Raw genomic sequence first — 12,027 nt, forward strand, 5'->3', positions numbered from 1 at the left:
TCGTTCAAGCATCCTTATAGATAACCCATCTATTATATATGATTCAGGTATATCCGCAATGGTTTTGATGTAAACACCACGTGTCATTTCTTCTTATTTTCATAAATCCTGCATACATTACGGGTATATGTCGATATCTACGCATTCCTTTGGGAAGTGAAGCACGTTTGGGATTCCATTTTATGTGTGAAAGGAGTCTTGGCTCTTGGATATTCGTCGTAACCTGCCCTTGCTGATGACCATTTGTTTCCTGAGTCAGATGGGCGGATTCATGATCCTGCCTCTGTTCCCTTTGTTTATTGAGGAATTCGGCCTGTCCGGCTGGATGATGGGGGTTATTTTTGCTCTTTTTTATGTGGGGAAAGTGATTGGTGGCATTCCTGCTGCGGCAATTTATAGGAAACTCGGGGGTAAACGTGCTCTCATCCTCATGCTGTTACTGCTCGCTGTCTGCATGGGTGGCTTCGCTCTGTCTTCTGCTGCGGTGTTGTTCGGCCTGCTCCGACTGCTGCAAGGGCTCGCTTCCACCGGGCTTACCGTGGTCGTGCGTTCTATCATAGGAGATGGAGGCAATGTGGAGAACCGCGGACTGTACAATGGGTATATCAGCAGTAGTGAGGGTGGCGGTATGGTGCTCGGTCCGGTCATCAGTGGCTGGCTGGCACTGCACTGGCCATTATCGGTGCCTTTTTTACTCGTTACCGTATGTTGTCTGATGGCTGTGGTCGCTGCGATGGGGATAAAGACGACAGCACCTCCTTTACCTTCAACAACATCTGATGCACTGCATACGCAAGGTACTATCTCCCAATCCAATCAAGATCCCGACTCAACATCAATTGGCCCAACTACAGAGCTCACTCAGCGTCAACAGCTTCTCGGCTACGGTACAGTACATTTTCTGGAGATGAGCGCCTATGCGGTATTTCTCACCTATTTTGCACTGTATGCAGCTCACATCATGCATTGGGACCCCTTTGCAACCAGTCTCGCCTTCACCGTATCCGGGATTTCTACGCTTGCCGCTGCTCCCTTTGTCGGTTATCTCTCTGACCGGTTAGGCGATCGTCTGTTGCTTTGTATGCTCGGCATGTTCCTGATTGGCATCGAAGTTGCTGTATTTCTAAGCACGTCATCCCATCTATGGGTCTACGTTGGCATGCTGATTGGCGGGGTTGGCGGGGCATGTTACATGGACTCGTTCTTTGCCCATATCGGTGATCATATCCCCGATGAGAGTCGAAGCTCCGTCATAGGCAAAATTGTCTCTGCGGCTGAGATCGGCTCCATTATATCCCCACTGGTTGCAGCACTGCTTATGGAAGTTGGATCGCTTTACTCCGTGTTTGTGTTCAATCTGGTGCTGATTGCTGCTGCCATTGTAGTTCAGGCTGTGATGCGGAGTCAGTACAGGACAAGACGACTGTAAATGCAAAAGGGAGATGTCCCACAAGTCATGAACATGACGGAGGACACCCCTTCATTGGCATAATTATTTTCCTAACAATGTTGCGATGTGCACTGCATTTTCTTGGATTTTACTTTTTAAGTAAGGGTCAGTCCTGTCAGGTAATTCGGTTGGTTTGTAAAACTTTGCTTCAAGAACTTCCACCCCATCTGGCTTCAATTCTCCCTCATACTCCGTGCAAACATAACCAATGACCACATTGTAGTATTCATGCCCGTTTCTTAATTTCGTATATAACTCTTTTCCTGAGAAGACGCCATACAGATGAAGTTTCTTAATCTCTATCCCAATCTCTTCTCTGACCTCTCGTATTGCAGACTCTTCCACCGATTCGCCGAGCTCCATAAATCCACCCGGTAGTCCCCAAGTGTCATCCAGATGTCGAACCAATAGAATCTCACCCGTCTTATTCAAGATCAAAATACTCGGTCTTACCAAAATAACAGGAGCATTACCAACCATTCCTCGCAACGTTTCAATGTAACCCATGGATTGTTCCCTCCCTTATATGAAGCCATGACTTCATTATAGGCATGTTATATATTTCCATATAGAGAAAGAATCTTCTTCGTTTTTTCCTATTTTTAAAGCTCTTCCTTTGAAAAAAAGATCACAAAAAATAACCCGTCTGCACAATTTAATGTGCAAACGGGCATTTCATCAATGCCTCCCCGCCCTGTGGCTGGAGATGCTCTACCTGTGCATTCTGCTGCTCACTGCTTCGCAGTTCTGCGGCAGATGCCACGCCATCTTTCAGCGTATACGCCTGATCCTGATGGAAAAAGTTCGGCTTCACAATCTCATTGCGATAGGAGCTGTGGAAAATATGCGTTGTCGCCGGAGATACCGGCGGAATCAGCCACACCCAATCTCCGGTCAGCTCACGTCCAGCCTTCTCTTCCCGCTGTTCAAACATCGCAAATTGCGCTGCCGCCGTGTGGTGATCCACAATACTCACGCCTGCTTTCTTAAACGAATGCAGCACAGCAACATTCAACTCCACCAACGCCCGGTCCTTCCACAAAGTTGTTTCACTTGACGTATTCAATCCACATGCCGCCGCCACCGCAGGCAGCTTGTTATACCGGAACGTGTCCGCCAGATTACGGGCGCCAATCTCCGTACCCATATACCAACCATTAAACGGCGCTGCCGGGTAGGATATACCGCCAATCTCCAGACGCATATCAGCAATCATCGGCACACCGTACCAGCGCATGCCAAGCTCCGCAATCTCTTCCCGCTCCGGGTGCTCGATCATCACTTCCACAATCTCTTCTTCGGGTATAACATACCACTCTGGCGCTTGTCCTTGTGCCTGAATTATGAGCGGTAACACATCATAAGAGCCACCTGCTCCCTGCCAGCCAAGGGACATGGCCACCTTGGTCAGCTCCACGGAAGCAGGATCTCCAATAACGCCTTGCTCTGTCTCATATCCTGCATATCGAATAAGCTGATGATTCCAGAGACGTACCGGAGCTCCATTTGGTCCATCCGGTGGAAGGATCGTAATCATCGGAATGACCTTGCCTCCGTTGGATGCCACATGAATATGGTTCAACACAGCATCCGCTACCGTTCCTGCCGTATCGGCATGACGAGCATCCACGATCCGCAGTTTATCCCAGAACAGCCGCCCGATACAGCGGTTGCTGTTCCGCCAGGCCATTTTGCAACCTTGCTCCAACTCTTCTGTGGTGTGCACGTAGGTACCCGTTACTTCGATCTGACCCATAACGACAGCAAGCCGGGCCTGCGCGTCTTCACGCGAATGGCCCAGCTCTTCATAACATGTATATATAAACCGTTCAGCTTCTTCCTGCAATTGTTCCAGGTCTGACCGCATCATTCATTCCACCATTCTGTACATCTTGGATGCCATCATTATACGGCAAGCGCACTGGATTTGTAAGCGAACGGGCACTTTGTTCACGGACTCTACATATCGTTGTCAGGATGAAGGGTAACCTTGCTTATTTGCCCAGAAATGCGTTTAACATCCAGACCTCTTTATCCAGCGCAGCGGTGAATCCAATTAACATATCTTCCGTTGCGTTATCTTCTGCTTCTCCCGCTTCGTGAATGCCTTGATGAATCACTTCTACCATTGTACGCAGATCAGCAACCACCGACTCTACCATACGCTCAGCAGACAACTGGCCTTGTGCCTCTTCAATTGGAGACAGACGCAGTTGTTCAGCCATTGTAGCCACCGGACGTCCACCAATAGCCAGCAAACGTTCTGCAACTTCGTCCATATTCGCCGTAGCCAAGTTGTACAACTCTTCGAATTTGGCATGCAGTGTGAAGAAATGAGGTCCTTGGACATACCAGTGGAAGTTATGCAGTTTCGTGTACAATATGGACCAACCTGCGATCTGACGGTTCAGGGCATCTTGAAGTGCTGTGGCATTGTTAGCAAAAGTGTTGTTTCTAGTTTGGATTGTGCTCATGGAATTTATCCCCTCTCGAATATAAAAATAGAATTTGAATGATTGTAAGGGCGTTGCTTTGATTCATCATTTTAATTTAGACTTAATCTAAATCTTGTTTTAATTATAACACTGCATATCCGGTTTGGGAAGGCTTTTGCACGGTCTTATAAATGAAGATTCCATGAAGTACAGCTTCATAGAAACGATGACACAGGCGTTAAACGAAATGAGAGGTGTAAACAAACTATTCCTCAACGATTGGAGCTATGATAGACTCATCTGATTGGGTTTCCATATTTTTTTGGAGTAGGATGATACCATCATAAGGAACGTTGCTATTGTAGGAAGTTAACTTAGTCACGATTGCGGAGGTAAACATGAGGATATTTCAATTTAAACGAGAGTCCGGGAAGAAGATTACCAAATTCGATTCTAATTTCGTCATGTCACGTATTACGCAGACCGACAAAACAGCTCATATCGGATGTATGCACTTACCTGAGGGTGGAGTAATCGGTTATCACCAAGCAGTGGTTCCGCAACTCCTTTTGATCGTTAATGGAGAAGGCTGGGTTAGAGGCGAAGCAAATGAATACATCAAAGTTCATTGTGGCGAAGCGGTTCTGTGGGATACACATGAATGGCACGAAACCAAAACAGAAACTGGACTCATGGCCATTGTAATTGAAAGCGAAGAGTTAGACATCTCATTATTAATGCCTTTATAGCAGGTATAACGTAAAAATGGAGTCCTTCTTTAAACACTAAAAAGCAGACCTGCACCATGAATGGTCACAGGACTGCTCTCCTTTAAACATATTTCTCCTTAAACTCGGACAGCTTCAAAAGTCAAAATACGACTGATCTCTTCATAGCTCGATGTTACAAAATGGGGCTGATGATCGGACTCCGGTTGCGCCTCCCGATGATTGAACCAGATAACAGTCCAGCCTGCATCCACTGCACCTACCACATCATTACGCCATGAGTCTCCAATGTAATAGCTGAAACGGGCATCTGTCCCGGTCTTCTTACTCACATAGTCAAACAACCTGCGATCCGGCTTCGCATAACCAGTCGTACCGGAAATGAAGATCAGATGCTCGTCCACGAGACTGAGCACATCCAGTGCTTCAAGCTTGCGACGCTGATGCTCTCCTTCTCCATTGGTGATTAATCCAACGGTATGGCCCTCTGCCTGAAGCCTTCTAATCAACTCGTATGCTCCTTCAAAAGGCACAATCTCAAACTGTCTGCTCAGATACTGGGCTTGCAGTTCTTCAGCCTGTCCAGATTGTAGGGGGAGTCCAAACTCCTCCATCGTCAACTCAAACCTCCGACGGCGCATTCGCTCCACCGCATCCGGCTCCGGTACAGCAGACAGATCTTCTTGTGCAGACAGCCAGTCACTATAATAACGAAAACGGTGATAGGCATCAGCAAAAGGAAAATCATCTGATAGGCCGAGAACATCCTGCAACGCCCCGCGAAGCGGCTGTAAGTGATCATATAAAGTATCATCCACGTCGAAAAATATAGTTTTGGCATCATTTTTTATATTCATAGTTGTAACTGATCCTCCTGCTCCTGTCTCAAACATTCTCTTCTTATTACTATATATGTAATCCTATGCCTCGTCCAAAAGGGATTTGGTAAACGTGGACAATCCATGATTGCCATATCCCAGTTACTGGAATATAATTTATTAAAGATCACAACCAAAATCATGAAAAGGTGGAATGAACATATGAGTACTACAATTGAGAAATGCACCGATTGTGGAGGCACGTCCTTCGTACAGGCATCCGACTTCATCAATCTTCGTCCATTGGATAAGAAATTGTCGATTGGTTCAGAAAGAGTATATACCGTGTGTTTGGACTGCGGAGAAGTGGTCTCCATTAAGGTGAAGAATCCAGAGAAATTAAAATAAGCAGGGTTCGTATTTAATATAATTACAAGAACATGATAATACGAATATGAATCCGTGAAAAAGAAGCCCTGGCTCACCTGAGTGAACTGGGGCTTCTTTTTCTTATGGAGCAAACAAACGATATAACAACGAATCATCTAATGAATTATCGGAAGAAGACCACCAGATGTCTCTATCCACTTATACAATCAATGATACAACCTTACCTGCATTCACATCAATCAGGCCATGGTCAGTGATCTTCAGCGCCGGACTTACCGCAAGAGAGTGAGTACTGATCGACATGATCGGGTTGTAATGTACATACCCAAGAGACAACATGGCTGCGCGCAATTCCTTCACTTGATGAGATACCACTGCGAGTGGTTCTTCCGTCAAAATGCCACCTACGGGAAGTTCCAGATGGGACAGCACCTTGCCGTCTTCTACCACGCAGAAGCCACCCTGGCTCGAAATTACGGTGTTAGCTGCCAATATCATATCTTCACGATTACGTCCTACCACCAGCAGGTTGTGATTGTCATGTGAATATGTCGTTGCAATGGCACCACGCTTGATGGTGTCTCCACCGATCAGACCATGTGCTCGATTGCCGTTCACGCCATAACGTTCAAAGGTCGCAATCTGCGCATATCCGCTTTCTTCCCACAGCAATTCACCATCCGAAGACTGAACCGGTGCAATATGTTCTTCCACAAAAGTAGAACCATCCTTCACCATCATGACACGGCATTGGTACTCACCTTCACCAGCGAGATCAACACCTGATCCAATGACTTTTGGGTCTGACAACTGAATTGCAAAATCAGCTACGCCCAGCTTCTCCAACTGTACACTCTTATAGAAGTGAGGTGGGAACTGCCCGGTTATGCGTTCCTGCTTATACGGTTCGTAATCGTCATAAGCTTTGCGGCCGTTTTTGTACACCTGATCAATAGCGAGCTCCTCCAGGTTGGATAACAAAACATAATCGGCCACTTTACCTGGGGCCACGCTGCCACGATCGGTCATTTTCATCCGTGAAGCAGGGGTAGATGTTGCTGCGTAGATCGCATCTTCCGGACGCATCCCCATCTGAATTGCTTTACGTACGATATGATTCAGATGACCATGCTCCACCAGTGAATCCGGCATCACATCATCCGTTACGAAGCAGAAATGCTGCGCCACATCATGTTGAATCAGATACTCCATGACTTCCGGGGTCATTGATTTCTCTTGAATTTCAATAAACATACCTGCCGCAATCCGCGCCTGTAATCCCTCAATGCTCTGATGAGTATGATCCGAATCAATACCTGCGTATATAAGTCGATGTAGATCAAGTCCAAGCAGTTTCGGTGTATGACCTTCGATCACAAGATCGGGATAGTTTTTGCGGATATGCTGTAAAATCTGGTTGGTCTTGCACTCCGGATCACGGATGACATCGACATAGTTCATGATCTCGCCCAGACAGATAATCTCGCCAGTGGCGAGCAGCACGTCCATATCTTCAATCTCGATCGAACCGCCTGTTGTCTCCATCGGGGTTGCCGGAACGGAACTTGGGATCGCATAGAACATATCCACGGTGGTGTCCCGACTCACAGCCATCATCTCCTGCACACCTTCCAGCCCGAACACATTTGCCATCTCATGCGGTTCTGCGACAATGGACGTTACCCCGCAGCCAATCAGACCATGAGAAAAGGTTTCCGGTGTCACCATCGTACTTTCGATATGCAGATGGATATCAATCAAGCCAGGAATCATGTATCTTCCTCGTGCATCAATGACTTCGTCTGCCTGAAACATCTCCGTTCCACCGGGTCCAACATATAGGAATCTGCCGTCCAACACAGCAACGTTATTCATCTCAAACCGTTTATAATAACTGTTATACACATGTACATTCACAATTAGTTGATCTGCACGCATGGGGCATAATCTCCTTCTTCACAAACATTTCACCGCGACCCGGACTGGACAATGAACCTGTACTTTAATCTGATGTACTGCACTTGATCGCGTACCACTGCCTCGTCCAGAAACATCGTATGAAATGTCTTCTTTACTGCTCTTATTTCTTCAAGCTATTCCTATACTTCACGGCTACTCCACCAGTACAAGCTTGTCCTGTGGGAAAATCAGGCTAACACGCTGTCCACTAAGGTACGGTGTTTCCATCTCCTGATTTGCTGTAAAGTCACCCAGTTCCGTCTCAATCACATACTGATAACTGCGTCCCAGATACGTGCTGACTTTGATAATCCCCGGCAAAGCATTCACCACTTCCGCAGAGGTATCTCCACTAACGATTAGATCATCCGGGCGAATCGCACCTTTACGTGCACCGGGACGTGCTGTTCCAGGATGCGCTGTTGCCGTAAACATGCGGCCACCCGCATGCAATGTGATGACTTCACCTGCATCGCTGCGATCCGCAAATTCAATGAAATTATGGAATCCGATAAACCGTGCGACAAACTCCGTTGCCGGATATTTAAAAATCGTTTCCGGGCGGTCGAGCTGCTCAACCAAACCTTTATTCATGATTGCTACCTGATCCGAGATCGAGAAACACTCTTCCTGGTCATGAGAGACATACAACGTTGTAATGCCCAGCTCCTGCTGAATCCGGCGAATCTCCACCCGCATGTTAAGACGCAGGTTAGCATCCAGGTTACTGAGTGGTTCGTCGAACAAGAGCAGGTCAGGCTCAATGACCAAGGCACGAGCAATGGCCACACGTTGACGCTGTCCACCGGAAAGTTCTTGTGGAAAACGTTTCTCAAATCCGTTCAGGTTAACAACTTCCAGGATTCGCATTACACGTGAAGAGATATCCTTGTCTTTCACTTTGCGCATCCGCAGGCCAAAGGCCACGTTGTCATAGACAGACAGATGCGGGAATAACGCATAACTCTGAAATACAAATCCGAAGTTCCGCTTGTTCGCCGGAACCTTCGTATAATCCTTGCCGCCGAACATAAACTTGCCCTGTGATGCTTCCAGAAATCCGGCGATGAGGCGCAGCGTAGTTGTTTTGCCGCAACCGCTCGGTCCGAGCAGGGAGAGCAGTTTACCTTTTTCCAGCTCCAACTGAAAATCCTTCAGGATTGTCTGCTTATCGTATGCCACGGATACGTGGTCTAATGTCAGCAATGCCATAGCGTTCTGCGCCTCCAATTAACGTTTAGTAAAGTATGAAAATCCGCCCATGATCCGTTCGATCACGAACATTAAAAGTCCGGTCAGTACCATCAATAGCATGGAAATTGCTGCAATCGTTGGGTCAAAGTAATTCTCCACATACGTCAGCATCTGAATTGGCAATGTACTTACCCCTGGTCCGGTCATGAACACCGAGATATCCACGTTGTTGAACGACTCCAGGAAGGCAATCAGCACCGCAGCGATAATTCCTGAGCGGATGTTGGGAAGAACAATTGTGAAGAACGTTCTCACCCGTCCCGCACCAAGACTCAGCGCAGCTTCTTCCACGGCAAAGTCAAAGCTCGACAGACTCGACGCGATAACCCGAATAATGAATGGAAGCATGATAATCGTATGACCAATCAATAGTCCTAGGTACATCGGCAGATGGTAGATTACGATCAGATATTTCATCAATGTAAAACCAAGCACGATTCCCGGGATCAGTACCGGGGACAGGAACAGTGCGTTCAGCACAGACTTGCCTTTGAAATCGTAACGACTGAGTGCATACGCAGCCGGAACTCCAAGCACCAGTGCCAACAGGTTCCCCAGCAAGGAAATGATGATGGACGTCTGGAACGTGCGGAGGAAACCGCCTGTGTTGAAAATATTCTCATACCAGCGGAAGGAGAACCCTTCCGGCGGAAATTTGAGTACCGTTCCCGGTTCAAACGAAGTGATCGATATGATCAGAAGCGGGCCCAGCAGAAAGATAAAGACCAGCAGACTGAACAGGCCCAGCCCGATATGTTTCTCCCGCATATGTCTACCCCTTCGGATTTAAAGTTTTGGCCATTTTGTTCATAACACCAACCACGACAAATGTAATGACAATCATAATCGCGGCAACAACCGAGGCCAGATACCAGTCGTTGAGGGTCATGGCGTTCTGATACAGGAACGTAGCAATCACGCGCTGCTTGCCTCCAAGGAGGGCAGGTGTGGTATACGCCGTCAGGCTTCCGACAAAGACAAGCACGGCTCCGATGACAAGTCCTGGCACAGCCAGCGGGAACACAACCCGGCGGAATGCCGTAATGCGCGATGCGCCGAGACTTTGCGCTGCCTTGAGCAGGTCACCGTCAATGTTCTCCAGCACGCCCACCAGAGAGATAATCATCAATGGCAGGAACAGATGCGTCAGACCGATCATCATCGCTGCTGGTGTGTACAGAATATCCAGCGGCTTGTCCACGATCCCCAGACCAACAAGGGTGTTGTTGATCAGCCCTTTGCGTCCAAGAATGATCATCCAGCTAAACGAACGCACGACCGGGCTCGTCAGCAGTGGGAAGATCGCCAGTGCCAGCAAAATGCCTTTGCGGCGCGGCGCTTTCTGCGAAATATAATAAGCTGTCGGGAATCCGAGCACCACACAGACGATGGTGGTGACCACGCTGACTTGCAGCGTCGTAAGCAGTATTTTCAAAAAGTATGGGTCTCTGAAAAAATGCATGTATCCTTCAAACGTGAAGGAGTTTTCTTGGAAAAACGTCGATCCGATCGTCAGGACAATCGGAATGATCATAAATGCCGCCAAAAACACAAACCCCGGCAGCAATAGCCAGTAGATTACTGATTTTTTCATCGCCATACTCCTGACTTGTAAATTTAATTCGAGATTGATACTTGAATACTCCGATTGCAGTACCGTCCTTCGATCCCTGTTATCCCCCGATTTATTGATTGATTTTCATAGGTGAAAATCGAGGGATAAAGGGGAACGCTTCGCTTCTCCAGATCGGTTCTGCACTCTCCGCAAGCGTATAAATATCTAATTGGGGCAGAGCAGCTACGCGTTTAACGCGTTGACAAATAGTTCAAGGAAGCTTTTCGCGTCTACGGTTTCGCAGACGAGGGTGTTGGGCTGCTCCCCCAAACGGTTTTGGAAGTCACATACCATCTGGCCATCGCACAGGCGGCTGGCGGTTTCGACATCGACGTAATATGACTTGCGTCCTACCAGTTCAGGGGCAAGGGCTACGCCCACGGCTAGTGGATCATGTAAAGCGCAAGCGCGGACGCCGTTCATTTGTTCGTAACGGTCGATATAAATCTCTGTGCTCTGAGCGACGTATTCACGAATTACAGGATCGGTGAGACGCTCAATCGTTGCTTCATTCAGCAATGTTTGACGCGTTACATCCAATCCGACTTGGGTAAGCTTCTCGATGCCTGCGTGCAGTACAATGCGTGCCGCCTCTGGATCAGCGTATGTGTTGTACTCGGCGGTCGGTGTAATGTTGCCATGTCCGCGAACCACACCACCCATGAAGATGACTTCCTTCAATAAAGAAGGCAATTCAGGACACTTCATCAGCGCGAGTGCCAAGTTAGTTAAGGGTGCGGTCATGATCAGAGTCAGTTCGCCGGGATACAACTTGGCTTGCTCCACGATAAAGTCTGGCGCAAAACCTTCCTCGGCTTGCTTGGACACCGCCGGATCAGGCAGCGCACCGCCCAATCCGTCCTGTCCATGTACTCGGTGTTCATAATGCGACTTGCGAGTAAGGGGTCCTGCCGCTCCAGCAAACACCGGAATTTCAGGTGCACCCGCAAGTTCAAGGATTTTGCACGTATTCTCTGTTGCCTGCTGGAGTGATACGTTCCCACAGACTGTGGTGATGCCGAGAATGTCCAGCTTCCGGCTTTTGACCGCCAGCAAAATTGCCAGTGCGTCGTCAATCCCCGTGTCCACATCCATAATGATGCGATTCCGCGATTCATTCATCCGTTCTCAACTCCTATACGGTGATTGGTTGCTTGCTGCAAATGATAAGTTGAACTAAAGAATAATTACACTTACCACTCCGATGACAGAATAACCTTCCGATCGCTGTATCCCCAGATTTTTTTGAATCCCTTCTTCAAAGGGAAAATCCGGGGATAAAGGCGAACGCTTGGCTCTTCACGTTATTTTTGCCCTCTCCGTTCTCGTGTAAAAAGTTTAGTTAAACTATATAGATCAAAGATAACTATTTAGTCGG

At 47.7% G+C, this 12,027-nt stretch carries 12 protein-coding genes; 3 read left to right on the forward strand and 9 right to left on the reverse strand.

Features of this window, described 5'->3' with window-relative positions; all coding sequences use genetic code 11:
* The first annotated feature begins 205 nt into the window (after positions 1-205).
* On the forward strand, positions 206-1,429 hold the full coding sequence (locus ACETMN_RS31195; protein WP_411735513.1) for an MFS transporter: 1,224 nt from the start codon (positions 206-208) through the stop codon (positions 1,427-1,429).
* A 63-nt stretch (positions 1,430-1,492) separates the two neighbouring features.
* On the opposite strand, the gene ACETMN_RS31200 is transcribed toward ACETMN_RS31195, so the two are convergent.
* The 3 genes from ACETMN_RS31200 to ACETMN_RS31210 form a co-directional block, all read right to left on the reverse strand.
* Positions 1,493-1,957 carry an NUDIX hydrolase gene (locus ACETMN_RS31200; protein ID WP_091012711.1) on the reverse strand — a complete coding sequence of 155 codons (465 nt, stop codon included), beginning with the start codon at positions 1,955-1,957 and terminating at the stop codon, positions 1,493-1,495.
* Positions 1,958-2,105: 148 nt separating this feature from the next.
* Positions 2,106-3,317, reverse strand: coding sequence for a nitric oxide synthase oxygenase (locus tag ACETMN_RS31205; RefSeq protein WP_411736450.1), 1,212 nt, complete (start codon positions 3,315-3,317; stop codon positions 2,106-2,108).
* A 127-nt stretch (positions 3,318-3,444) separates the two neighbouring features.
* On the reverse strand, positions 3,445-3,924 hold the full coding sequence (locus ACETMN_RS31210; RefSeq protein WP_411735514.1) for a Dps family protein: 480 nt from the start codon (positions 3,922-3,924) through the stop codon (positions 3,445-3,447).
* A gap of 359 nt (positions 3,925-4,283) precedes the next feature.
* On the opposite strand from ACETMN_RS31210, the gene ACETMN_RS31215 reads away from it, so the two are divergent.
* A complete protein-coding gene (locus ACETMN_RS31215; RefSeq protein WP_411735515.1) occupies positions 4,284-4,634 on the forward strand; it encodes a cupin in 351 nt (116 codons plus the stop codon).
* A gap of 98 nt (positions 4,635-4,732) precedes the next feature.
* Here ACETMN_RS31215 and ACETMN_RS31220 read toward each other — a convergent pair whose 3' ends face one another.
* Positions 4,733-5,470, reverse strand: a complete 738-nt coding sequence (locus tag ACETMN_RS31220) for an HAD family hydrolase (protein WP_091012705.1) — start codon at positions 5,468-5,470, stop codon at positions 4,733-4,735.
* Positions 5,471-5,653: 183 nt separating this feature from the next.
* On the opposite strand from ACETMN_RS31220, the gene ACETMN_RS31225 reads away from it, so the two are divergent.
* Positions 5,654-5,839, forward strand: a complete 186-nt coding sequence (locus ACETMN_RS31225) for a hypothetical protein (protein WP_091013261.1) — start codon at positions 5,654-5,656, stop codon at positions 5,837-5,839.
* Between the two features lie 180 nt (positions 5,840-6,019).
* Here the strand turns inward: ACETMN_RS31225 and ACETMN_RS31230 are convergent, their stop codons facing one another.
* The 5 genes from ACETMN_RS31230 to ACETMN_RS31250 all read right to left on the reverse strand — a co-directional run bounded on the left by ACETMN_RS31230 (position 6,020) and on the right by ACETMN_RS31250 (position 11,771).
* A complete protein-coding gene (locus ACETMN_RS31230; protein ID WP_091012703.1) occupies positions 6,020-7,759 on the reverse strand; it encodes an adenine deaminase C-terminal domain-containing protein in 1,740 nt (579 codons plus the stop codon).
* Positions 7,760-7,933: 174 nt separating this feature from the next.
* Positions 7,934-8,992: an ABC transporter ATP-binding protein gene (locus ACETMN_RS31235; protein WP_411735516.1), complete on the reverse strand. Its 1,059-nt coding sequence runs from the start codon at positions 8,990-8,992 to the stop codon at positions 7,934-7,936.
* Positions 8,993-9,010: 18 nt separating this feature from the next.
* Entirely contained in the window at positions 9,011-9,802 is a 792-nt protein-coding gene (locus tag ACETMN_RS31240; protein ID WP_124116640.1) for an ABC transporter permease, read from the reverse strand.
* 4 nt (positions 9,803-9,806) lie between these two features.
* Positions 9,807-10,628 carry an ABC transporter permease gene (locus tag ACETMN_RS31245; protein ID WP_036612869.1) on the reverse strand — a complete coding sequence of 274 codons (822 nt, stop codon included), beginning with the start codon at positions 10,626-10,628 and terminating at the stop codon, positions 9,807-9,809.
* A 204-nt stretch (positions 10,629-10,832) separates the two neighbouring features.
* A complete protein-coding gene (locus ACETMN_RS31250; RefSeq protein WP_411735517.1) occupies positions 10,833-11,771 on the reverse strand; it encodes a nucleoside hydrolase in 939 nt (312 codons plus the stop codon).
* Between the last annotated feature and the right edge of the window lie 256 nt (positions 11,772-12,027).

It is taken from the genome of Paenibacillus sp. M2 (assembly GCF_046713495.1).
Taxonomy (GTDB): Bacteria; Bacillota; Bacilli; order Paenibacillales; family Paenibacillaceae; genus Paenibacillus; species Paenibacillus amylolyticus_B.